21 protein-coding genes and 1 tRNA gene are annotated in these 22885 nt (G+C 60.5%); 2 read left to right on the forward strand and 20 right to left on the reverse strand.

Features of this window, described 5'->3' with window-relative positions; translation table 11 throughout:
• Positions 1–56: 56 nt before the first annotated feature.
• Positions 57–935, forward strand: a complete 879-nt coding sequence (locus T518_RS00100; RefSeq protein ID WP_051652112.1) for a phosphatase domain-containing putative toxin — start codon at positions 57–59, stop codon at positions 933–935.
• 17 nt (positions 936–952) lie between these two features.
• Here the strand turns inward: T518_RS00100 and T518_RS00105 are convergent, their stop codons facing one another.
• The 8 genes from T518_RS00105 to uvrC all read right to left on the reverse strand — a co-directional run bounded on the left by T518_RS00105 (position 953) and on the right by uvrC (position 8816).
• Positions 953–2050, reverse strand: coding sequence for an alpha/beta hydrolase (locus T518_RS00105; RefSeq protein WP_248617130.1), 1098 nt, complete (start codon positions 2048–2050; stop codon positions 953–955).
• 181 nt (positions 2051–2231) lie between these two features.
• Entirely contained in the window at positions 2232–2519 is a 288-nt protein-coding gene (locus T518_RS00110) for a hypothetical protein (RefSeq protein WP_051652113.1), read from the reverse strand.
• 22 nt (positions 2520–2541) lie between these two features.
• Positions 2542–3906 carry an MATE family efflux transporter gene (locus T518_RS00115; RefSeq protein ID WP_036373412.1) on the reverse strand — a complete coding sequence of 455 codons (1365 nt, stop codon included), beginning with the start codon at positions 3904–3906 and terminating at the stop codon, positions 2542–2544.
• On the reverse strand, positions 3875–4405 hold the full coding sequence (gene tadA / locus T518_RS00120; RefSeq protein WP_051652114.1) for a tRNA adenosine(34) deaminase TadA: 531 nt from the start codon (positions 4403–4405) through the stop codon (positions 3875–3877). The genes T518_RS00115 and tadA overlap by 32 nt, the downstream gene beginning before the upstream one ends.
• A 141-nt stretch (positions 4406–4546) precedes the next feature.
• Positions 4547–5515 (reverse strand): malate dehydrogenase, encoded by a 969-nt coding sequence (locus T518_RS00125; RefSeq protein ID WP_036373415.1) that lies wholly within the window; start codon positions 5513–5515, stop codon positions 4547–4549.
• 317 nt (positions 5516–5832) lie between these two features.
• Positions 5833–5997, reverse strand: coding sequence for a rubredoxin (locus T518_RS00130; protein ID WP_036373418.1), 165 nt, complete (start codon positions 5995–5997; stop codon positions 5833–5835).
• 55 nt (positions 5998–6052) lie between these two features.
• Positions 6053–6955: a PHP domain-containing protein gene (locus T518_RS00135; RefSeq protein WP_036373421.1), complete on the reverse strand. Its 903-nt coding sequence runs from the start codon at positions 6953–6955 to the stop codon at positions 6053–6055.
• Positions 6956–6962: 7 nt separating this feature from the next.
• The gene (gene uvrC, locus T518_RS00140) at positions 6963–8816 is read right to left on the reverse strand and encodes an excinuclease ABC subunit UvrC (protein ID WP_036373424.1); all 1854 of its coding nucleotides are present in this window, start codon (positions 8814–8816) and stop codon (positions 6963–6965) included.
• A gap of 185 nt (positions 8817–9001) precedes the next feature.
• Between uvrC and accC the strand changes: the two genes are divergently transcribed.
• Positions 9002–10369 (forward strand): acetyl-CoA carboxylase biotin carboxylase subunit, encoded by a 1368-nt coding sequence (gene accC, locus T518_RS00145; RefSeq protein ID WP_036373427.1) that lies wholly within the window; start codon positions 9002–9004, stop codon positions 10367–10369.
• Positions 10370–10427: 58 nt separating this feature from the next.
• Here accC and T518_RS00150 read toward each other — a convergent pair whose 3' ends face one another.
• The 12 genes from T518_RS00150 to T518_RS00200 form a co-directional block, all read right to left on the reverse strand.
• Positions 10428–11633 (reverse strand): alanyl-tRNA editing protein, encoded by a 1206-nt coding sequence (locus T518_RS00150; RefSeq protein ID WP_051652115.1) that lies wholly within the window; start codon positions 11631–11633, stop codon positions 10428–10430.
• A gap of 24 nt (positions 11634–11657) precedes the next feature.
• Positions 11658–12314 (reverse strand): potassium channel family protein, encoded by a 657-nt coding sequence (locus tag T518_RS00155; protein WP_036373432.1) that lies wholly within the window; start codon positions 12312–12314, stop codon positions 11658–11660.
• A 55-nt stretch (positions 12315–12369) separates the two neighbouring features.
• Positions 12370–13683: a TrkH family potassium uptake protein gene (locus tag T518_RS00160; protein WP_036373438.1), complete on the reverse strand. Its 1314-nt coding sequence runs from the start codon at positions 13681–13683 to the stop codon at positions 12370–12372.
• 59 nt (positions 13684–13742) lie between these two features.
• Positions 13743–13827: transfer RNA gene (locus tag T518_RS00165), tRNA-Leu, on the reverse strand.
• A gap of 61 nt (positions 13828–13888) precedes the next feature.
• The gene (locus T518_RS00170; protein WP_244881831.1) at positions 13889–15058 is read right to left on the reverse strand and encodes a D-alanyl-D-alanine carboxypeptidase family protein; all 1170 of its coding nucleotides are present in this window, start codon (positions 15056–15058) and stop codon (positions 13889–13891) included.
• A gap of 103 nt (positions 15059–15161) precedes the next feature.
• Positions 15162–16541 carry a DNA repair protein RadA gene (radA, locus tag T518_RS00175; protein ID WP_036373442.1) on the reverse strand — a complete coding sequence of 460 codons (1380 nt, stop codon included), beginning with the start codon at positions 16539–16541 and terminating at the stop codon, positions 15162–15164.
• A gap of 51 nt (positions 16542–16592) precedes the next feature.
• A complete protein-coding gene (locus T518_RS12380; RefSeq protein WP_255240516.1) occupies positions 16593–16724 on the reverse strand; it encodes a hypothetical protein in 132 nt (43 codons plus the stop codon).
• A 2-nt stretch (positions 16725–16726) separates the two neighbouring features.
• Positions 16727–19228 carry an ATP-dependent Clp protease ATP-binding subunit gene (locus T518_RS00180; protein WP_036373445.1) on the reverse strand — a complete coding sequence of 834 codons (2502 nt, stop codon included), beginning with the start codon at positions 19226–19228 and terminating at the stop codon, positions 16727–16729.
• Positions 19225–20313, reverse strand: coding sequence for a protein arginine kinase (locus T518_RS00185; RefSeq protein ID WP_036373448.1), 1089 nt, complete (start codon positions 20311–20313; stop codon positions 19225–19227). The genes T518_RS00180 and T518_RS00185 overlap by 4 nt, the downstream gene beginning before the upstream one ends.
• Positions 20300–20851 carry a UvrB/UvrC motif-containing protein gene (locus tag T518_RS00190; protein WP_036373451.1) on the reverse strand — a complete coding sequence of 184 codons (552 nt, stop codon included), beginning with the start codon at positions 20849–20851 and terminating at the stop codon, positions 20300–20302. Before T518_RS00190 ends, T518_RS00185 begins: the two co-directional genes overlap by 14 nt.
• An 87-nt stretch (positions 20852–20938) precedes the next feature.
• A complete protein-coding gene (locus T518_RS00195) occupies positions 20939–21391 on the reverse strand; it encodes a CtsR family transcriptional regulator (protein ID WP_036373454.1) in 453 nt (150 codons plus the stop codon).
• Positions 21392–21558: 167 nt separating this feature from the next.
• A complete protein-coding gene (locus T518_RS00200) occupies positions 21559–22848 on the reverse strand; it encodes a hypothetical protein (RefSeq protein ID WP_036373459.1) in 1290 nt (429 codons plus the stop codon).
• Positions 22849–22885: the final 37 nt, after the last annotated feature.

Here is a 22885-nt window from a genome sequence, read left to right on the forward strand (position 1 = left end):
AAAGTCACGCCGTATGTAGAAAAATTCATTTTACAGTATTGAAAGGATGCTGCCACTTGCTTTATCATATCCTGCACAAAAAAATAAATTTCTCTCTGCTGCTGGCCGTCTGTCTGATACTAATAAATGCACCAGCCATCGCTGCGGCTGCAGTTCCTGAGGAACCTGCCTGGCGGCTCGATGCGGCCATCGGCAGTGACGAGCCGATTCATTTCCGCCGCGATGCAGATCTTAAAATTGCGGGCGGCGGGCAGCCGACAAAAGAAGTCCTCGCCCATCTGCCCGCACTTCTCGGCGTCCCGCCCGATATGCCTATCTGGGATATTGACCTGCGGCAGGAATCCCACGGCTTTCTCAATCATGCGGCCGTGAGCTGGCATGGCCCGCAGAATGCGGCGAATCGCGGCCTTGCCGCAACAGAAGTCGAACAAGACGAAACGGCCCGCCTGCAGGGGGCCCTTGGACACGTTGTCCAAGCCCTGCCGATGGGCCGTTATGATGAAGAACACATCAAGGATTTGTTTGATGAACCGGTTCAAAGCTGGTCGACGGAACGCGAACTGGCGCGCAGAGCCGGGCTCGGCTACAAGCGCTTTGCCGCGACCGACATGGAATGGCCGGCACCTGCCGTCATCGATGAGTTCGTCGACTTTTACCGCAGCCTGCCAAAGAATCACGGCTGGCTCTTCTTCCACTGCCAGGCCGGACAGGGGCGCACGACGACCTTCATGGTACTCTATGAACTGCTCGAAAATCCATCTGCCACAGTCGACGAAGCCATCGCCCATCAGCGCAGCCTTGGCGGCGCCGACCTTTCAAGCGGGCCGCGTTATCATGGCCTGCAGCTTTTCGCCCATTATGTCAAAGAAAACTGTGCGTCAAATTTTCAGCAAACATGGAGCCAGTGGCTGGCTGCCCGACAAAATTCTTACTAACAAATTTTCTCATCTCATCATTTCAGATACTTCTGGAAGAATGACGTGATTTTGTCAAACGGGATTTTTTCCATATTGTCGTAAAGATCCGTATGGTTGGCACCGGGGATAATCATCAGCTCTTTGTTATCGCCTTTGAGCTTCTTGAAGGCATCCTCACCGAAGTAGCGCGAATGCGCTTTTTCTCCGTGGATGACCAGTACGGCACTTTCGATTTCATCAGCATAGGTAAGCAGCGGCATATTCATGAACGAAAGAGCATTCGTCAGATTCCAGCCCTCGTTGGAATTCAGGGAACGCGGATGATAGCCGCGCTTCGTCTTGTAATAAGCGTAGTAATCCTTGACGAACTGCGGGGCATCGGCCGGCAGCGGGTCGACGACACCGCCCGCCCGCTTGTACGTGCCCGTGCGGTAGTCCTCGGTGCGCTGAGCATTGAGTGCCCTGCGGTTTGCCATGCGCTCTTTCTTGATGGTCTCTGCGTCCTTATCGTAATCGAAGTAGCCATTGGCCATGACACGGCTCATATCATACATGGTCGAAACCACCGTAGCCTTGATGCGCGTATCCATGGCCGCCGCATTGAGAGCCATGCCGCCCCAGCCGCAGATGCCGAGAATGCCGATGCGGTCCGGGTCGACATCTTTTTCATTGGACAGGAAATCGACGGCTGCCGAAAAATCCTCGGTGTTGATATCAGGAGATGCCACATTGCGCACACCGTTCACGCCGCCGCTCTCGCCCGTAAACGAGGGATCAAAGGCAATCGTCAGGAAACCGCGTTTCGCCAGTTCCTGTGCATAAAGCCCTGAAGACTGTTCCTTAACCGCGCCGAAAGGTCCGCTGACCGCAACGGCCGCGAGTTTGCCTGTAATTTTTTTCGGCTCATAGAGGTCGGCGGCAAGTTCAATGCCGTAACGGTTGTGAAACGTCACTTTGCGATGGTTGACATCCCTGCTTTCCGGAAAAACTTTATCCCATTCTGTTGTCAGTTTCAAATTGCTCTCCCCCTGTACTTTCGTGTCTGCGACAGCCTGCTGTGTCTGCACGTTCGTCTGTGCCTTATCCGTCTGGGCGGCGGCTTCTGCCGTCATGCCCACTGTGCCTAAAGCCATGGTCACGCCTAACGTGGCCATAACCAACATCCTTTTCATGTATTTTTTCTTTTGCATCAAAAACACCTCTCATCGTGTAAGCAAATCGTCATTTTGTTCCTTGAACTGATTTAATTATACAATGAGAGGTGTTTTATTACCAATACTTGGTATTTATCCCTTTTCATGCTCAGTAAGCATATTATTCGCGAGTGCCGAAAATTTCGTCCAAACGGGCACGTACGACGCCGGCAGCCCGCGAAAATGTCTGCCCTTCCTTCCAAATCAAGTAATTATGAGAGTACAAGGCCGGCTGCAGCGGACGAAACGTCAGCTCCGGATGATGCGCTTCGTCGGTGGCAACTATACCGGCAAACGAAAGCATCAGTCCCAGACGCTGTTCGGCCAAAAAAGCTGCGTTATACGCCAGATTGCAAGTCGAACGGATGGAGAGATCGCTGGTATCACAGCCCAACCAATGATTGAACATTCCCCATATCTGCTTTCTGCTCTCAAAGACGCAGCGCTAACGGCTTAATGTGTTTGCGGTAGAAGGCGTAAATGCCGATGAGCAGTACGGCTGTGATGACCCAGCTCAGAGGATATGAAATCATGATGTTCGTGAACGTCGGTTTGGCGGCAAACGCCGTATAAATCCACGCGATGCGCACGCCGCAGATGGTCACGAGCATTAAAAGAGCCGGCGGCAGCGAGTAGCCGTAGCCGCGCAGGGCCCCCGAGAGAATCTCGATAAAGACACAGAGAAAATAAAAGCCGATGATGTAGAAAATGCGGATACGGCCAATCTCGATGACAGCGGGGTTATCATTGAACAAGGCCAGAAGCTCGTTCGCAAACAGGCAGGCCAGCGCGGAAAGCACGACGGTCACGAGCATCGTCACGCTGAAGCCCGTTTTTGTGGCTTTGCGGCAGCGCGCAAGATTGCCCGCGCCGTAGTTCTGACTCACGAACGTCGTCACGGCCTGGCCGAAGGCGATGAGCAGCACGTAAATGTTGATTTCGATGGTGAACGCCGCCGTCGAAGCTGCCATGACGACCGCACCAAGGCTGTTGATGGCCGCCTGAATGACGAGATTCGACAGGGCAAACACCATGCCCTGAATGCCTGCAGGCAAGCCGATGCGCAGGATTTCCTTCGCGTACGACTTTTCCATGCGGATGGCGCCGGGTTCGAGCCGGATGATGCCGTGTTCATGGCAGAGCGCATGATAAAGCATCCAGGCACTCAGATAATTAGACAGCGCCGTCGCCGCAGCCACGCCGCCCACGCCCCAGTCGAAAACGAGCACGGTCACGAGGTTCAGCACGATGTTGAGGCCGCTCGCTGCGGCCAAGGCTTTGAGCGGTGTCCACGTATTGCCGCGGCTTCGATAGATGGCTGACTCGAAGTTATAGAGCCCGATGGCCGGCATGCCGAGGAAGTAGATGCGCAGATAGAGCTCTGCAGCCGGCATGACGGAATCCGGCACGGCCAGAAGCTCGAGCATGGGTCTTGCGATGAGCTCACCGAGGACGGCCACGAAAATGCCTAGGAGCAGTGCCAAAAGAAAAGACGTATGGACGGCCCGTATCGTCTCTTTTAAGTCATGCGCACCGATGAAGCGTGCGATGACGACGTTGGCACCGAGCGAGATACCGATAAAGAGATTGACGAGCAGGCTGATAATCGGCGCGTTGTTGCCGACGGCCGCGAGGGCATCCGTGCCGACGAATTGACCGAGCACCAGCGTATCCGCCGTATTGAAGAGCTGCTGCAGCACGCCCGTGAGCGCGAGCGGCAGGGCAAAGATAACCATCGGCCCCGCCATCGAACCGTGCAGCATATCAACCGTCATCTTCTTCTGAACATCCATCATCTGCCGCCTCCTTCTGCTTTTTCAGCTTCTTGAGTGCCTTTTGCTGCTCGCGCCGCATCTTGAAGAAGCGCTTCATGATGCCCGCACATTCTTCCTGCAGCACGCCGGCCGTGATTTCCGGACGGTGATTGAGCGTTGGATTGCCCGGGATATTGAACACCGATTCACAGGCCCCGGCCCTCGCGTCCGTACTGCCGTAGACGACGCGGTCGACGCGGCTCATGACAATGGCACCGGCACACATCGGGCACGGCTCGATCGTCACGTAGAGCGTGAGTCCCGAGAGGCGCCAGCGTTCCTGCTTCGCGCAGGCCTCGCGTATCGCGATCATCTCGGCGTGCGCCGTCGCATCGTGCCAGACCTCGCGCATGTTGTGGCCGCGCGCGACGACCTCGCCCTCGCTGTCGACGAGCACGGCGCCAATCGGCACCTCCTCGAGGTCATACGCCTTCTGCGCCTCCTCGAGCGCCAGCCTCATGTAGTAGGCATCATCGTGCATCAAACATCCCCCTGTTCTTCTCACCAATTCATTCTCAATACGAACATCATAGCGCAGCCCGCCCTCCACCGTCAACTGGACACAAAAAAGCTCCTGCCGAAGCAGGAGCTTTCTTTATGCGATTGCAATTGCAGGAGGCAATTATTTGAGGGCATCGCCGAGTTTTGCGTTCGTGTTGCGAGCAGCCTGAACGCTCTCTTCGAATTTAGCCTTCTCGTCGCCATCGAGCTTGATCTCGACGATCTTCTCGAGGCCGTTCTTGCCGAGGATGCACGGTACGCCGATGCAGAGGTCCTTCTCGCCATACTCGCCTTCGAGGTAGACGCAGCACGGGATGAGCTTCTTGGCATCGAGGGCGATGGCTTCAACCATCGTAGCAGCTGCAGCGCCCGGTGCAATCCAAGCGGACGTGCCAAGGAGCTTCGTCAGCGTAGCGCCGCCGACCTTCGTCTGAGCGACAACGTCGTCGAGTGCTTCCTTGCTCAGGAGCTGCGTTACAGGGATGCCGCGCAGCGTTGCATAGCTGACGAGCGGAACCATCGTCTTGTCGCTGTGGCCGCCGATGACCATGCCATCAACGTCAGCCGGCGTAGCCGGATAGCCAGCCTTCGTCAGAGCCTGTGCGAGGAAATAACGGAAACGGCTGCTGTCGAGCATGCCGCCCTGGCCGAGGATGCGGTTGCGCGGAAGCTTCGTGTCCTTGAGCGTCAGGAACGTCATAGCATCCATCGGGTTGGAGATGATGATGAAGTAAGCATTCGGGGAATACTTGAGGGCCTGGTCAACAACGCTCTTGACGATCTTAGCGTTGACGCCGATGAGATCCTCACGGCTCATGCCCGGTTTGCGCGGCATACCAGACGTGACAACGACAACATCAGAACCAGCCGTCGGAGCATAACCTTCCGGATCGTTCGGCAGAGCCGTAACGCCCGTTACCGTCGTGTCAAAGTTCAGCATGTGAGCCGTCTGCATGATATCCATGGCCTTGCCCTGCGGAACGCCTTCCTTGATATCAACAAGAACAACCTCGCTGCAGAACTTCTTCGTAGCAAGAACGTTTGCGACCGTTGCACCAACATTACCTGCACCAACAACTGTTACCTTCATAATAAATTGCCTCCTTATAGTTTGAAAGCGACATTCTGAGCAACCTGTCAGAAACCGCCTTCGGAATGCCAACAAAGTATGCATCAGACTTATGATTCATTACGTGTAAATTATAGCAAAGTAACATCAAAAAATCAATGCATTCTGTGTACATTTTATTGCGGCATTAGCATAATTTATTCATGACGTGTGATTCCAATCGGTCATGAATGGCTGAAAGACGCGCCGCATAAGGGAATGATGCAAAAAAGGGGAGAGAAACCACCCGGTCTCCCTCCCCTTGCGCATGCCTGCTTCACGACACGGCAGCACGGCCATCAGGACTGCTGTTCTTCGAACATGTCCTTGCCGACGCCGCAGAGCGGGCAGACGAAATCATCCGGCAGATCCGCAAACGGAACGCCCGGTGCGAGATCGTAATCCGGATCGCCCTTTGCCTCGTCGTAAATCCAGCCACAGACCGTGCAAACCCAAACTTTCATCAGAAAAGCCTCCTTTTGACTTTTGATTCCATACACTAAATACTTCTACAGGTCTTTAATTCGCGATGCTCCCGCCATTCTCCTGCTTGCCATCGCGAAATTTTTTGCAGGAAAGAATGATTTTCGTGTAGACCTCGTAGGGAATGGCCATATTGCCCGCGATGCCGTGGCCCATCTCGATCTGCGGGCGGTTGCTGCCGTGGAAGTCTGTGCCGCCTGTCGTGAGCAGATGGTACTTCTCAATCATGTGCGCGGCAAAGTCAGAATCCTCCTGCGTGTAGTTCGGATACCAGCGCTCCATGCCGTCGAGCCCCATCGCGTGCAGGCGCGCGATGGCCGCTTCCTGCTCGGCGCGCGAGAGGCCCTTGAGGCCGATCTTCTTGTGGAAGTGTGCGAGAGATGTCACGCCGCCTGCCTCGTGGATGACGGGCAGTGCCTCCTCCACCGGCATATTCTGGTCGAGGCCGAGCTCTCTGACCGCCGGATCGAGGTAGTGATCCCAGAGCGGCTGCGCCCTGTCGTAGAGGTGCAGCGAGACGAGGTAGCGCATGATGGCGTAGCGGTCGAGCACCTTGCCATAGGCGAACGGGCGGACTTTCTCCAAGGAGATGTCGATGCCCTTGGCGCGCACGTAGTCGATAATCTCAGGGATTTTCCCCTCCTTGACGCGGCGGATCTCGGCGTAGAGCTGGCGGAAGCTCGGATGGTCCGCATCAAAGCCCAGGCAGACAATGTGGAGCTTGCGATCCATGAAGTCGGCCGTGAGCTCCATGCCGTTCAGGAAATCCAGCCCCTGCTCCCTGGCGGCGGCAGCGGCCTCCTCATTGCCCGCGATGTTGTCGTGGTCTGTCAGCGCGAAGGCTGAGAGACCCACTTCTCTGGCGTGGACGGCCAGGTCGTGCGGCGAATAGCTGCCGTCCGAGACAAGAGAGTGGACGTGCAGATCGATGATGTTCATAATTTCTTTATTCCTTTCCATTGGCGCCATCTGCATGATAGCGCGTCATATCACGCTGTGCCTGAAAAAAATGATAGACTGCCTCGGCCGCGGGGCGGTTCATGCCCGGCGCCTGCTGCAGTTCCTCAACGCTCGCCTCGCGGATGCGCGCAATCGTGCCGAAGTGGCTGCGCAGCGCCTGGCGCCGTTTCGGGCCGATGCCGACAATGTGGTCGAGGATGGAGACGAGATTGCGCTTGCCGCGCAATTTGCGGTGGTACGTGATGGCGAAACGGTGCGCCTCGTCGCGGATGCGCTCGATGAGGTAGAGCGCCTGGCTGTGGCGCGGCAAGACGACAGGCTCGCTCTCGCCCTCCGTGAAGACGAGCTCGAACTGCTTGGCGAGGCCGACGACAGGCACATCCTTGTGACCGCCCGCGCCGCGGATGATCTCGAGGGCTGAAGAGAGCTGTCCCTTGCCGCCGTCGATGACGATGAGGTCTGGCAATTCTTCCTCGGGCAGTCCAACATAGCGGCGCGTCGTGACCTCGCGCATTGAAAGGAAGTCGTCGGGCTTGCCCTCTGTGCTCTGGATCTTGAAGCGGCGGTAGTCCGACTTCTTGGGAAGACCGCCCTCGAAGACGACCATCGAGGCGACAGTCTCCGACCCCTGGATGTGCGAGATATCGAAGCACTCCATGCGGTAGGGCATCTTCTTGAGCCCGAGATAGCGGCCGAGCTCGCGCACGGCACCCATCGTCTTCTCGTCAGCCTGCTTGATGCGCGCGGCTTCATCCGAGAGGTACTTCTCGGCATTGCTCTCGGCCATCGCGACGATGTCGCGCTTCGTGCCGCGCTGCGGCACGAGGAGCTGCACCTTATTGCCGTGCTTCTTCTCGGTCAGCCAGCTCTCGAGGAGCGCCCGCTCCTCCTCTGCGATGGCCAGCGGCAGCAGGACCTCGCGCGGCACGAAGGCCGCCCGATGATAGTACTGCGAGAGGAACGCCGCGAGGATGTCGGCGTCGCTCTCCTCCTCGCTGCCCTGCAAGAGGAAGTGCTCGCGCCCGATCATCTTGCCCGCGCGGATGAAGAAGACCTGGACACAGACGCCGATCTCCGAGCGCGCGATGCCGATTGCGTCCTGATCGCCCGCACCCGTGACGATATTCTGTTTCTCGGCGATCTTCTGCACGGCGCGAAGCTGGTCCCGCAGGCGCGCCGCCGTCTCGAAGTGGAAGGCCGCGGCCGCCTGCTCCATGCGGAACTTCAATTCGCGCTCCACATCCTCCGTGCGCCCTTCGAGGAAGAGCAGGACGGCGCGGATCATCGCCGCGTAGTCCTCCTTCGTGACCTTGCCGACGCACGGCGCGAGGCAGCGCTTGATGTGGTACTCCAGACAGGGCCGGTCCTGCAGGTGGCGGCAGGTGCGCAGCGGGAAGAGGCGGCGCAGGAGCTTCAAGCTCTGGTGCACGGCCGTGACGTCCGTATAGGGGCCGAAGTAGCGCGAGCCGTCCTTCGTCACGCGGTGCGTCAGGAAGACGCGCGGGTACTCCTCCTGCACCGTGACCTTGACGTACGGGTAGCTCTTGTCGTCCTTGAGGCTGATGTTGTAGTGCGGGCGATGCTTCTTGATGAGGTTGCACTCGAGGATCAGCGCCTCGACTTCTGAGTGCGTCATGATGATCTCAAAATCCGCGATGTGCGAGACCATTGCCTTGACCTTCGGCGAGTGGTTCTTGTTGTGCTGGAAGTACTGGCGCACGCGGTTCTTGAGGACGACCGCCTTGCCGACGTAGATGATGCGGCCCGACGCGTCCTTCATGATGTAGACGCCGGGGCTGTCCGGCAGCAGCTTGAGTTTCTCTGCGACAATGTCCGTCAATCGCTCACGACCTTTCTTAAACTGCATGGTTGAAATTCATTCCATTATACCGCAAATCCCACGGGGATTCCATGAGGGAATATTGCATTTCCGCGGTGCATGTGATAAAATCAAGGCAGATTTGGAATTAGCAGCTGGTTATAATATCTGCTATCGTAATACTGTGATTCAGGAGGGATTTTCCCATGTTCAAACGCGTTCTGATCGCCAACCGCGGCGAGATTGCCGTGCGCATCATCCGCGCCTGCGAGGAGCTCGACATCGAGACGGTCGCCATCTTCTCGGAAGCAGACGAGAATGCACTTCACGTACAGCTGGCCGACCACGCCGTCTGCGTCGGCGGCGCCGATGCCACAGACAGCTACTTAAACAAGGACTCGATCCTGCGCGCAGCGCTCGAGACGGGCGCTGACGCCATCCACCCGGGCTACGGCTTCCTCTCGGAGGATGCAGACTTCGCCCAGCAGGTCACCGAGCACGGCATCACCTGGATCGGACCGATGCCGGAGACGATCCGCCTCGTCGGCGACAAAGACGTCGCCCGCGCCTCCATGCAGCCGTCCGGCATCCCGATGGCCAAGGGCAGCGAGCCGCTCAAGAACAACAAAGAGGCTGTCAAGGCGGCCAAGGAAGTCGGCTACCCCGTCATCCTCAAGCCGGTCTCGGGCGGTGGCGGCAAGGGCATGTATGTCGCACACGATGAGGACGAGCTCAAGGACATCCTCGACACACTCGTCGACCTCAAGAAGATCAACTACTACTTCGAGCACTACATCGAGCGTTCGCGCCACATCGAAGTCCAGATTGTCGCCGACAACTACGGCGAGGTCATCCACCTCGGCGAGCGCGAGTGCTCCATCCAGCGCCGCAACCAGAAGCTCCTCGAGGAGTCGCCGTCGATCGCGCTGACGCACGAGATGCGCAAGCAGGTCGGCACGCTGGCCGTCAAGGCCGCCAAGAGCGTCCACTACTCCAACGTCGGCACGGTCGAGTTCCTCCTGGACCTCAAGGACAACCAGTTCTACTTCATGGAGATCAACCCGCGTATCCAGGTCGAGCACGGCGTCACGGAAGAAGTCACGGGCATCGACATCGTGCGCACGCAGATCCGCATCGCTGCCGGCGAGCCGCTCGACATCACGCAGGCCGACGTCCACTTCCAGGGCCATGCCATCGAGTGCCGCATCAACGCCGAGGACCCGGACAACAACTTCATGCCGTCGCCGGGCCAGATCACGTTCCTGCACGAGCCGAGCGGCCCGCGCGTCCGCTTCGATTCAGGCGTGACGGCTGGCCTCTCGATCGAGCCGTACTACGACTCGATGATCGCGAAGCTCATCGTCCACGGCCGCACGCGCGGCGACGCCATCAAGATCATGCAGCGCGCGCTCAAGGAGTTCCGCATCGACGGTGTCAAGACGACAATCTCCCTGCACCAGAAGATCCTCAGCGACAGCTACTTCCGCACAGGCAACATCGATACGCAGTTCATCAAGAAGCGCATCGCCACCTACGAAGCACAGAAGGGCAACGGCAAGAACTACTTTGCCTGAGCCATGCCCCATAAAAAAAGGAGCCCCAAAGGGGGCTCTTTTTTTATGGGCTCATGGCTCAAAGAGCGGACATGAGCGCCTCCGCCTTCTCGCGCCAGTCTGCAGGGCAGATGGCGCTGCCCTGGCACGACTCGGGGCGTCCGCCGCCGCGGCCGCCGAAGGCTTCGTTGACCGTGCGGATGACCTGCTGGCAGCTCAGCTCAGCGCCGTCCGTCGCAAGGAACATGTAGTTGAGGCGCTCGCCGTTCTGATAGAAGATGGCGGAGAAGGCTTCAGGGATCTCGCCGAGGCGCTTGGCGAGTGCCTTGGCCTCCTTCGGCGTCATGTCGGACTCGAGGAAGACGAATTTCGCATGGCCCGCCTCTGTCGTGGCCGGATGCGCCTTCATCTCCTCGATGCGGTACTCCAGGAGCTTGCCCGTGCACTCCGTCAGGCGCTCGCCGAGCTCCTTCGTCTCCTGCTGCAGGCGCGCGACGCCTTCTGGCAGCTCCGTCTCCTTGATGGACAGGAGATTCGAGGCCTCGAGAGCCGCGAGCATGTACTGCTCGACGCGCTCGAGCGCCTCTCTGCCGCAGAGGAAGCTGATGCGCGAGCCTTCCTTGTGCTTCTCCACCTTGAAGATCTTGACGAGGCCGACCATGCCGCTCGAAGTCGGATGGGTGCCGCAGCACGTGCAGGAGTCACTGCCCTCCACCGAGACGATGCGCAGGGTGCCGGTGAGTTTGTCGTTGAACTTGCGCAGGTTCATCTTCGCCGCCTCTTCTGCCGGCACGAGCTTCGTCGTGATGGGACGGTCTTCCTGGATTTCGCGGTTCGTGAAGCGCTCCGCCTGCAGGGCCTGCTGCCAGTCGACTTCCCTGTCGAGATCGATACCGACCATGTCCGCGCTCATGTGGAAGCCCACATTGTGGGCGCCGAAGAGCTTGTAGAAGGCGTACGAGAGCATGTGCTCGCCGCAGTGCTGCTGCATGTGGTCGAAGCGGACAGGCCAGTCGAGCTTTGCCACTACCTTCGTGCCGGGCGCCAAGGGCTCCTTCGTCTCGTGGAAGATCTCGCCCGCCTTCTCGTGGACGTGCTTGACAGGAAGCGCCTTCTCCCCTGCCGTCAGTGTGCCCGTGTCGCTGAGCTGGCCACCGCCCTCCGGGAAGAAGACCGTCTGGTCGAGCACGACAGCATAGCCCTCATGATACGGCTCGGTGTGCACGACTACAGCCTCACATTCTCTCTGCATGACATTCTCGTCGAATAAACGCTTTGTCTCCACGTTAACCCTTCCTTTCTCAAAAGCTTATCTCTCACCATCGTCTATCAATTTCTTTACGGCCTCCTGTGCGCCGAGCAAGAGGATGGAGTCCTCTGCCCGTAGCAGCGTCTTCGGCGTGATCTCCACGTCGAGGCTGCCCTCGTGCTTGATGCCGAGGACATTGACGTGGTGGATGCGGCGGATGTCAAGCTCGCCGACGGTGTGGCCTGCCCAGATTTCCGGCATCGCGATCTCGTAGATGGCGTAATTCTTGCTGAGCTCGAAGTAGTCGAGCAGGTGGTCCGAGCCGCAGCGGATGGCCGTCCAGAGGGCCAGCTGCTTCTCGGGGTAGACGACCTCGTCGGCACCGTTGCGCAGCAGGAATTTCTCGTGGATGCTGCTCGAGGCACGCGCGACGATGTATTTCGCGCCGAGCTCGCGCAGGCGCAGCGTCGTCTCCAAGGAGCTCTGGAAGTCGTCGCCGATGGCGACGATGCAGGCGTCGAAGTTGCGCACGCCGAGTGACTCGAGGAAGTGCCCGTCCGTGCTGTCCGCGATCAGCGCGCTGTTCGTGTAGGGCAGCACCTCATTGACGAGCTCCTCATTCTTGTCCACCGCCATGATCTCGTGGTGCATCGCGTGGAGCTTGCGCGCGACATGGCGGCCATAGCGGCCGAGGCCGATCAGTAATATGGATTTCATGGTTTCATCTACCTCACGTAACGCATGGAAGAAATAGCATCAGGGCACAGCCCGGTCAGCCGACGGTCAATCTGCCCTCTGGCAGGCGGCACGGCACGGCCTTCTTGCGCTTGTGCAGCGCGTAGATCATCGTCAGGGCCCCGACGCGGCCGAAGTACATCAAGAACATCAGCATGATCTGCGACAGAGGCGACAATTTCTCCGTCAGGCCGATGGACAGTCCGACTGTCCCGAGCGCCGACGAGACTTCGACCATCGCATCGATCATCGGAGCACGGTCGAGGTAGCCAATGGCGATGCTCGCGCCGAAGAACAAGAAGAGGTACATGACGAAGATGGCCAGCGCATGGCGCACCGTCTCCGTCGGGATGCGGCGCGACTGGCACTCCACATCGCCGCGCATGCGCAGGACGGATACCATCGTCATGAACAGGGCAAAGGCCGTCGTCGTCTTGATGCCGCCGGCCGTCGAACCCGGCGCGCCGCCTGTCAGCATCAGGATGATCATGATGCAGCGGCTCCCCTCGCTCAAGGTTTCGATGTCCATCGTATTGAATCCTGCCGTGCGTGTCGTGACCGACTGGAAGAGCGCCTGCCAGCCGCTTATGGGCTCCTGCGTGAAAAAGAGGAGCGCCGGCACGGCGACGAGCAGGGCCGTCATCAGGAGGATGATGCGCGTCTGGAACGTCCACTTGCGCCAGTGCAGACGATTGACCGAGAAGTCGGCCCATGTCAGGAAGCCCAGGCCGCCGGCCACGATGAGCCCCATGATGGTCAGATTGACGAGCGGATCGCCCGCATAGGCCATCAGCGAGCCGCCGCCGCGCGAGCTCATGAGGTCGAAGCCGGCGTTGCAGAACGCCGAGACGGAGTGGAAGATCGCCATCCAGATGCCCTGCAGCCAGCCGTAATCGCGCGCGAAGTGCGGCCAAAGCAGACAGGCGCCCAAGAGCTCCGTGCCGGCCGTGAACTTCAGGACGAAGCGCAGCATGCGCACGATGCCGCCGATCTGCTGCGCCGAGATGGCGTCCTGCATCGTGCTGCGCTGCATGAGACTGACGTGCTGGCCCATGCCGACCGTGATGGCGACAGCCATCGTCACAACGCCGAGGCCGCCGACCTGGATGAGGAGCAGGATGACGAGCTGGCCGAACGACGACCAGTAGGCCGCTGTGTCGACGACCGTCAGCCCCGTCACGCACGAGGCCGAGACGGCTGTGAAGCAGGCAGTCAGCAACGCCGCCCCCTGCCCGTCCTGCGTCGCCCAGGGCGTCATCAAGAGAAGCGTCCCCGTGCCGATCAGGAAGGCGAAGCTCAGCACGATGATCTGGAACGATGAGAGCCGCTGCAGCAAGGAAAAGATATTCATGGAACTCCTCCAACATATAAAAACAGGCAGCATCAAAGATGCTGCCTGTCGTCTTTGGCTGGTGCGGATGAAGGGGCTCGAACCCATACGCCTTGCGGCACTGGATCCTAAATCCAGCGCGTCTGCCAGTTCCGCCACATCCGCTCAAATCAACGAGGACTATTATACCATATCCTCAAATTCGCTGTCAATTTTTAAGAATCGCTCAGAGCCAGGAGAGCGGTCTCTCAAAGAGGCCGACAAGCCACGAGCCGAGGCTGAAGCCCTCGGGCACGTCATCGGCCACCATGTCGACGCGGCCGATCTCCTCGCCGTCGTACGTGAGGATGACGCGGCCGACGACCTGGCCGGATGCGACGGGCGCGCTGATGACCGCCGGCACATCATATGTCACCTTGACATGGCTCGCCTCCTCGCCCGGCAAGAGCGGGTACTCGATGTCGGTCGCCGGGCGCACGACGGTGCGCGCTGCCGTGCCGTCCTTGACCCAGACGTGGCGCGAGGCCTCCTTGATCGTCGGACCCTTGACGAGCGTCACACTCGCGAAGCCGTAGTCGAGGATCTTCCGCATATCGGAGAAGCGCGTCGTTTCATCCGGCGCCTTCATCAAGACGGCGATGAGGTGCACGCCCTGGCGCTCGGCCGAAGCCGCAAGGCAGCCGCCCGCGGCACGCGTCCAGCCCGTCTTGACGCCCGTGATACCTTCATAGCGGCCGAGCAGCTCATTCGTGTTCTCGGCCATGAGCGTCTTTCCGGACGGCGCGATCCAGGTGACGCGGCGCTCCTTCTGGCGCACGAAGTCGCGGAAGACGGGATTCTTCATCGCGTACTGCGCGAGGCGCGCCATGTCGTGCGGCGTCGAGTAGTGGTTGGGGTCTGTAAGGCCATTCGGATTGGCGAAGTGCGTGTTTTGCATGCCGATCTCCTGCGCCTTCTCGTTCATGCGCTCGGCAAAGACGGCCGCGCTGCCGTCGATGTGCTCGGCAATGGCGACAGCCGCCCCGTTGTCGGACACCATCATCATGCCGCGCATGAGCTCTTCCGCCGTCAGGACGTCGCCGCGCGCGATGTGCAGCGGCAGATCCTCCGTGCTGGCCGCCGCCTGCGAGATCGTGACCTTCGCGTCGGGCGGCATGAGCTGGATGCCCAAAAGGCATGTCATCATCTTCGTCATGCTGGCCGGATAATGGCGCTCCTCGCCGTTCTTCGACCAGAGCACGCGACCCGTATCGGCGTCGATGAGGATGGCGGCCTCCGCCTGTATGTCAGGCTCCGCTGCAGCAGCCTCGCCCATCCGTGCCACAGACGGCAGCACGACGGCGAGCGCGAGCAGGAAGACGAGGCCTATCTTATGAATATGCGGCAGGATTCTCAAAGAATCACCCTTCCCTTCCATGATTGATTCCCGATTACTGCGGGGATTACCGTCTCATTATAGCACGGATACGGGACAGATGGAACGGACAGCAGGGACAGTCTCACGATTCGCGCGGCATGGCCAGGCGCAGGGCGTCGCCTATCGTCTCAGCGCCGTAGAGCGCGATGCCCTCGACGCTGCCCTTGAGCTGACGGTAGTTCTTCATCGGCAGCACAACGTGCGTGAAGCCGAGGCGGCGTGCCTCGTTGATGCGCAGGTCGGCCTGGCTCACGGCGCGGACCTCGCCCGACAGTCCGACTTCGCCGAAGACGATCGTCTTCGGGCGCAGCAGGCGGTTCGCAAAGCTCGAGGCCATGGCGACACAGATGCCGAGGTCGGCCGCCGGCTCGTCGATGCGGATGCCGCCGGCCACCTTGACGTAGACGTCGCAGGCACCGACCGACAGGTGGACGCGCTTCTCGAGCACGGCCAAGAGGAGCTGGATGCGCTTGATGTCGACGGAGTCGGCCGTGCGGCGCGGCGGCACGTAGGGCGTCGGGGCGACGAGCGCCTGCAGCTCGACGAGCAGCGGCCGCGTGCCCTCGACGGTCGGGATGATGACCGTGCCTGTGTCCTGCTCGCGGTCCGACAGGAAGAGCTTCGAGGCATCGGGCACATCGACGAGCCCGACGTCGCGCATCTCAAAGAGGCCGAGCTCATTCGTGCTGCCGAAGCGGTTCTTGACGGCGCGCAGGACGCGGTACTCGGCGTTGCGCTCGCCCTCGAAGTAGAGCACGGTGTCAACGATGTGCTCGAGGACGCGCGGGCCGGCCAAGGTGCCATCCTTCGTCACATGGCCGATGATGAAGGCGGCAATGCCGTTCGTCTTGGCGATGCGCAGAAGGTCGACGGCGCACTCGCGCACCTGCGAGACGCTGCCCGGCGCGCTCTGCACGTCGGGCTTGAGGATGGTCTGGATGGAGTCGATGACGAGGAGTTCCGGCTTGAGATTCTCCACATGCGTCTCGATCGTCTCAAGGTTCGTCTCGCTGACGACGAAGAGCGTGTCGGCAAGCGCCTGCAGGCGGTCGGCGCGCATGCGGACCTGGCGCGTGCTCTCCTCGCCCGTCACATAGAGGACTTTCTTGCCCTGGCGCGCGACGTCGGCGCAGACGCGCAGTGTCAGGCTCGACTTGCCGACGCCCGGATCGCCGACAATCAGGACCATCGAGCCCGGGATGATGCCGCCGCCGAGCACGCGGTCGAGCTCTCCAGAGCCCGTCAAGAAGCGCGGCATGTCCTCGATCTTGACCGCAGCGATTGGCTGCGGCTTCTGGGCATCCGAGAGGCCGAGGCGCAGGCCGCCCTTTGCGCTCTCCGGTGCGATTGTCTCCTCGACGAGCGTATTCCAGGCCCCACAGCCCGGACAGCGCCCCATCCACTTGGGTGTATCGTAGCCGCACTCCTGGCAGACGTAGACGGTTTTCTTCTTCTTTGGCACGACGCCACCTCCTATGATCGATCAGCCATATCTCATTTCCCTATGTTACATTCAGCGCTGCAGAAAGCGCCTGAGCAGACGGATGGTCCACCGCCCGAGCCAGGCGATGGACCATATGGCGTTCAGGATGAAGTTCTGCAGCCTTGCCCAGAATCCTTCTGGGCGAAGCGTATTCTTCCGCACCGTCACGCCTCCGTCGTCTTGGACACTGCCTTCTCTTTGGCCTTCTCCTTATCCTTGCGCACAAAGTCGAGCTTGGCGCCGCTCTTGCGCACCTGGATCGTGTCGCCGCGGCGGAAATCGCGCGCGAGCAGGTGCTCGGCGATCTCATCCTCGATGAGCTTCTGGATGGCGCGCTTCAGGGGACGTGCGCCGTACTTGAAGTCCGTGCCCTTCTCGACGAGCATGCTCTTGGCGGCCGGGCTGACCTCGAGGCGGATCTCCTTGTCGGCGAGGCGCTCGCGGACATCGCGCAAGAGGATGTCGATGATCTTCGAGAGCTCTTCGCGGCCGAGCGGGTGGAAGACGATGAGCTCATCGATGCGGTTGAGGAATTCCGGCTTGAAGATGTGGCGCACTTCTTCGAGCACGCGCTTCTTGGCCGCCTCCTCTGCCTCCTGCTTCTCATCGCCCGAGCCGACGGCAAAGCCGAGGGCAGGAGCACTCTTCTTCAAGAGGCTTGCACCGGCGTTGCTCGTCATGATGATGACGGTGTTGCGGAAATCGACCGTGCGGCCCTGGCCGTCCGTCAGGCGGCCATCGTCGAGGACCTGCAGCAGCACGTTGAAGATGTCGGGATGTGCCTTCTCGATCTCGTCGAGCAGGATGATGGAGTACGGCTTGCGGCGCACAGCGTCCGTGAGCTGGCCGCCCTCTTCGTAACCGACGTAGCCAGGAGGCGCGCCGACCATGCGCGAGACGGCGTACTTCTCCATGTACTCCGACATGTCGAAGCGGATGATGGCGTCCTCCGTGCCGAAGAGAGCCTCCGAGAGCGCCTTGGCAAGCTCTGTCTTGCCGACGCCCGTCGGGCCGAGGAACAGGAAAGAGCCGATCGGGCGCTTCGGGTCCTTGAGGCCGGCCCGAGCGCGGCGGATGGCCTTGCTGACGGCCTCGACAGCCTCTTTCTGTCCGACGACGCGGCGCGAGAGGATCTTCTCCATGTGCAGCAGGCGGTCGGACTCCTTCGCCGCAATCTGGCGCACAGGCACGCCCGTCCACTGCGCGACGACGTCGGCGATGTCGTCGGCCGTGACCGTGATGCGGCTCTTGCCGCGCTTCTCGAACCGGCGCTTAGCCTCTTCGAGCTCTTCCTTGACCTTCTGCTCATCATCGCGGATCTTGGCCGCGCGCTCGTAGTCCTGCGCCGAGATGGCAGCTTCCTTCTCCACGCCGAGCTTCTCGAGGCGCGAGCGGATCTCCTGCAGCTTCTCCGGCTGGGCGACCTGCTTCATGCGGACCTTCGAGGCCGCTTCGTCCATGAGGTCGATGGCCTTGTCCGGAAGGAAGCGGTCGGTGATGTAGCGGTGCGAGAGGCGCACGGCCGCCTCGATGGCCGCGTCCTCGATATGGGCGCAGTGGAAGGCCTCGTACTTGGCGCGCAGGCCCATGAGGATCTTCTTGGCATCCTCGATGCCCGGCTCCTCTACGAGGATGGTCTGGAAGCGGCGCGAGAGCGCGGCATCCTTCTCGAGATGCTTCTTGTACTCGTCGAGCGTCGTCGCACCGATGATCTGGATCTCGCCGCGCGAGAGCGCCGGCTTCAAGATATTGGCGGCGTCGAGCGCGCCCTCTGCCGCACCCGCGCCAACGAGTGTGTGCATCTCATCGATGAAGAGGATGACCGAGCCGTCCTGACGCACCTCGTCGATGAGTCCCTTGAGGCGCTCCTCGAACTCGCCGCGGTACTTCGCGCCGGCGACGATTGAGGCGAGCGACAAGGAGATGACCTTCTTGTCCTGCAGCATGTACGGCACAGAGCCCTCGACGATGCGCTGCGCGAGTCCCTCGGCGATGGCCGTCTTGCCGACGCCCGGCTCGCCTAAGAGGATCGGGTTGTTCTTCGTGCGGCGCGCGAGGATCTGGATGACGCGCTGGATCTCCTTATCGCGGCCGATGACGGGATCCATGCGGTCTTCCTTGGCCATGTCGTTGAGGTTGCGGCCGTACTTCTTGAGGAGCTGCGGCGCCTGGCGCCCCTTGCCCTTCTCGGCGCGGCCCGGCTCGGGGCCGTCGCCCTCCGGATGCGGGTGGTCGATGCGGTCGAGCACCTCGTTCTGCAGGGCGTCGATATCGACGCCCATATTGGCGAGCAATTCTGCCGCCGCGCCCTCCGTCTCCTCTAAGAGCGAGAGCAGGATGTGCTCCGTGCCGATGTAGTTGTGGCCGAGCGTCTGCGCCTCCTCGATGGCCCCCTCCATGACGCGCTTGGCGCGCGGCGTGTAGTAGGGGTTGTCGGCCGGGTACTCGGCGTCGCCGGCGACCATCGTCTCGACGCGCTGCATGACGTCGTCGAAGCGCAGCCCGACGGCCTGCATAGCCGCCGCGGCGACGCTGCCCTCCTCGTGCAGCAGGCCTAGAAGCAGATGCTCCGTCCCGATATAATCTTGTTCGAGCTCACGCGAGGCGTACTGAGCAAACTCAATCGCCTTGATGGCGCGGCTCGTGAAGTGATTGCGATAATTCATTTTGGAGCCTCCTGACTCCGGGTGTGAGCGAGCAGGGCATTGCGCACATGCTCGGCCCGCAGCCTGTCGATTTCATGCTTCGATAAATTCTCGTTCTCCGCGAGATTCTGCAAGTAGCTCGTGCGGCTGCTGATGAGGATCTCTGCGTAGCAGTCCGGCGCGACCTCGTTGATGAGCTTGAGGTCGATGCCGAGGCGCACCTTCGACAAGAGCTCGAGCACTTCCTTCTCCGAGAGCAGCCGCGCGTAGCGCAGCGTGCCGTAGGAGCGCCAGACTTCGTCCTCGAGACGCTCCTTCATGTAGAGGGCCAGAGCCTTGCGCGCCTGGCGCTCGTGCGAGACGATCTCCATGACGGCCGTCTTGAGGTTCTCGAGGATCTCCTGCTCCGAGAAGCCGAGCGTCAGCTGGTTCGAGATCTGGAACAGGTTGCCGACGCTCTCCGTCTCGTCGCCGTAGACACTGCGGATGGCGAGGCCGAGCTGCGGCGAGATGTTCATGATGCTCTGGATGTTGCGCGTGAAGACGAGGCCCGGCAGGTGCAGCAGCACCGAGGCGCGCAGGCCCGTGCCGAGATTCGTCGGACACGAGGTCAGGTAGCCCATCTTCTCGTCAAAGGCGATGTCGACCTGCGACTCGACCATGTCGTCGATGTGCGAGGCGCGCGCAAAAGGCGTGTCGAGGTCGAGCCCCGGCGCCATGCACTGGATGCGCAGGTGATCCTCTTCGTTGACCATGATGCTCGTCGCGCGGTCCGCCGTGATGAAGGCGATGCGGTGCTGCGGATTCTGGATGAAGTTGCGGCTGATGAGCTGCTTCTCGATGAGGACATCGCGCTGCAGGGGCGTGATGCGCTCGAGGTCGAGGAGGTCAAAGGCCTGCCCGAGATCCGCCGCGATGCCCGGCAGGAGCTTCTCGGCCTGCAGGCGAACCGCGGTGAGCTGGTTGAAGTCCGCGCGGTTCGGGAACGGGATTTCCTTGAAATTGCGCGCGAGGCGGACGCGGCTCGAGAGCACGACATCGCTGTCCTTGCCCGAAGCGGCGAGCCACGAGAGGCTGCTGCTGCGCAGGAGTTCATTGACGGCCATCGCTCTCGCCCCCTTCCGTCTCCATGAGTTCATGCTCGAGCTGGCGGATCTTGTCGCGCAGCTCCGCGGCCTTCTCATACTCTTCCTGCGCGACGCACTCCTTAAGCGAGCTGCGCAGACTCTCGATCGTGTGCTTCATCGTAAGCGTGCCGCCCGTGCGGTGCGGGATCTTGCCGCTGTGTGTGCTCGACCCGTGGATACGGCGCAATAGCGGCTCGAGCTGGCGGCGGAACGTCGCGTAGCAGACGCTGCAGCCGATCTTGCCTGTCTGCTGGAAGTCGCGGTAACTCATGCCGCAGTTCGGGCAGACGAGCTCCGTCACCTTCTCCTGCTGCGGCTTCTCCCCCTGCGCCCCCGCACTGAAGACGCCCTTCAAAAAGTCGTTCATCGACACATTGCGATGTTTCTGGTTCTCCATGAGGAATTCGCCGTACTTGGCCGCGCATCTCTCACAGAGGTTCTTCTCGATCTTGCCGTCCGGCCCGATCTGTGTAATATGGACGACCGCGCGGTTGCGGCCGCAATCCTCACATAACATGATATTCCTCCTCTACTCTTTCGTTCCATGATGACGATGACTCTTCTCTGCATGACCCGTCAGTCGGCCGCATGGCAGTCGGCGGCCCTACGAGAATTTCTCCACCGTCAGCAACATGGATTTCAAGAGGTGGACGCGCTCCTTCGGCGTCATCCCCTCCGACTGGAAGACCGAGGACACGACCTGCATCATCAGGGCGGCCTCGCGGTTCGTGATCATCGCGTGCTGCAAGAGGTAGTGCACCATCGACTGGATGGTCGCGTAATCCGTCTCCTCCGTGATCTTGTCCATCATGTCCTGATAGACGAGATTCTTGAGCGGCACCTGCACGATGCGGATATAGCCGCCGAGGCCGCGGCGCGACTCGACAGCAAAGCCCTTGGCCGGCGTGAAGCGCGTCGACAGCACGTAGCTGATCTGCGACGGCGCGCACGAGATCTCATCGGCGATATCCGTGCGGCGCAGTTCCACTTTGCCATCCTGTTTCGCAGCGAGCTGGCGCAGGATGTAAGCTTCAATCAAATCTGCAATATTACTCAAGATAATCACCTTCGTTTTTAAATTGACTATTTGACTATTATTACCTTTATTATATTTGTTTTTTTGACTTATTGCAAGAAAAAAGTCACCGCATGGCGAAAACATCGCCGCGGTGACGCAGTAGGACAGAGTCGGACGAGCCGTCGGACCGTCCGACGATCCGGCAGTCAGCTGTCTATGCCGATGGCCTTGTCGACATCTTTGTAGAAGCTCTTGAAGATCTTGCGCAGGGCGTTGGCGTAGCGGTCGTCATCTTCTGCCGCGAGGCTGCACGAGAGCACAACGCGGCCCGTGCGCGAGTCGACGAGCGAGAGGTCGGCCGCCGCGCGGTACCAGAAGCGGTAGTAGCCGTAGGAATCCGTGACCTCGGTCTTATAGTAGACGCGCTTGCCCTTGTGCTCATTTCCCTTGTCGTCGTACCACTTGAATTCCTCTTCGCGGTCCTTCACCGCGCTCGTCGAGGCTGTCGGCGGACACCAAGTCTCACCGCGCGCGTAGTCCGTGATGGCACCCGTCACGTAGTAGCGGCCGCCTTTCGGCGCGTAGTCGGCCTTGACGCGCCGGAGGTCGTCGCCCGCCTCGTCCTTGTAGGCGTAGTAGATTGTCTTGATCGCGAATTCATCCTGCGAAGCGCTCCACGGCAATTCGAGATTGCGGAAGCCGAGCGTCGGCGCACCGGCCGGCACATCCCGGTCGCGGTCCTTCTTGAGGCGGTTCCAGTCGCCCGTGAAATTCTTGGCGATCTGGTCGAAGGCGTGCCACTGGTCGACTCCGTAGTTGCGGTAATAGTCAATGAGCGTCATGGCCTCCTTGCCCGTCGCCGCGTCGTAGAGGCGAAAGTCCATGTCGAGCATCTGCAGTGTGGAGTCATGCGCGGGGATCAGGTGATTGGCGTACCAGCTGTGGTAGTTGCACTTCGACTTGTCGCCTTGCGGGCCGTTCTCGATGTCGTAGTACGATTCCATCTTGACCGTCGTCCATGTCGCCGGCGAGTGGTCGACGCGCTCCTGCTCGTAGCGGATATGCGGCAAGAGATATCCCTCCGCGCCCGTCGTGTCGTAGACGGCCTTCGCGCGGTCTGCCTCGCTGTCGAAGTGGCGCAAGAGTTCGCGGTAAGCAGGATCGTCGCGCAGGATCTCGCGCTTCTCGCGCTTCTTGTCGGCCGCCTTCGCGTCGCCCGGATCCTCGAACTTCATGAAGTTCGTCCGCTTGATGCGCTTGTTGATGCGCTTCGCGAGAGCGGCGTTGTAGCCCTGGAACTGGTCGACACGGCCATCCGGTTCACCCAGGTAGCGTATCGGGAACAGGACGACCTTCTTAAAAGACTTCGCCTGAACCTCCGCACTCTCATCCATCCAGATATTGCCCGCCGCCTCAGACGACACGGGCTGCGCGAGCGAAAGCGCCGCCATCAGGCAACCTAGCGCCAAGCCGCGCAGCATTCCCTTCTTCCCCATCATTCCATCTCCTCCGATTCTCTCAGATGGCCTGCTC

This window comes from Mitsuokella jalaludinii DSM 13811 (assembly GCF_000702905.1).
Lineage (GTDB): Bacteria > Bacillota > Negativicutes > Selenomonadales > Selenomonadaceae > Mitsuokella > Mitsuokella jalaludinii.

Excerpts from the sequence above, each read along its gene's own strand:
- accC (WP_036373427.1), top strand. The coding sequence starts at position 9,002 with ATGTTCAAACGCGTTCTGATCGCCAACCGCGGCGAGATTGCCGTGCGC.
- T518_RS00125 (WP_036373415.1), bottom strand. The coding sequence starts at position 5,515 with ATGAAGGTAACAGTTGTTGGTGCAGGTAATGTTGGTGCAACGGTCGCA.
- T518_RS00110 (WP_051652113.1), bottom strand. The coding sequence starts at position 2,519 with ATGTTCAATCATTGGTTGGGCTGTGATACCAGCGATCTCTCCATCCGT.
- T518_RS00185 (WP_036373448.1), bottom strand. The coding sequence starts at position 20,313 with ATGGCCGTCAATGAACTCCTGCGCAGCAGCAGCCTCTCGTGGCTCGCC.
- T518_RS00130 (WP_036373418.1), bottom strand. The coding sequence starts at position 5,997 with ATGAAAGTTTGGGTTTGCACGGTCTGTGGCTGGATTTACGACGAGGCA.
- T518_RS00115 (WP_036373412.1), bottom strand. The coding sequence starts at position 3,906 with ATGATGGATGTTCAGAAGAAGATGACGGTTGATATGCTGCACGGTTCG.
- T518_RS00200 (WP_036373459.1), bottom strand. The coding sequence starts at position 22,848 with ATGGGGAAGAAGGGAATGCTGCGCGGCTTGGCGCTAGGTTGCCTGATG.
- T518_RS00135 (WP_036373421.1), bottom strand. The coding sequence starts at position 6,955 with ATGAACATCATCGATCTGCACGTCCACTCTCTTGTCTCGGACGGCAGC.
- T518_RS00155 (WP_036373432.1), bottom strand. The coding sequence starts at position 12,314 with ATGAAATCCATATTACTGATCGGCCTCGGCCGCTATGGCCGCCATGTC.
- T518_RS00180 (WP_036373445.1), bottom strand. The coding sequence starts at position 19,228 with ATGAATTATCGCAATCACTTCACGAGCCGCGCCATCAAGGCGATTGAG.
- tadA (WP_051652114.1), bottom strand. The coding sequence starts at position 4,405 with ATGCACGATGATGCCTACTACATGAGGCTGGCGCTCGAGGAGGCGCAG.
- T518_RS00105 (WP_248617130.1), bottom strand. The coding sequence starts at position 2,050 with ATGGCTTTAGGCACAGTGGGCATGACGGCAGAAGCCGCCGCCCAGACG.
- T518_RS00160 (WP_036373438.1), bottom strand. The coding sequence starts at position 13,683 with ATGAATATCTTTTCCTTGCTGCAGCGGCTCTCATCGTTCCAGATCATC.
- T518_RS00190 (WP_036373451.1), bottom strand. The coding sequence starts at position 20,851 with ATGTTATGTGAGGATTGCGGCCGCAACCGCGCGGTCGTCCATATTACA.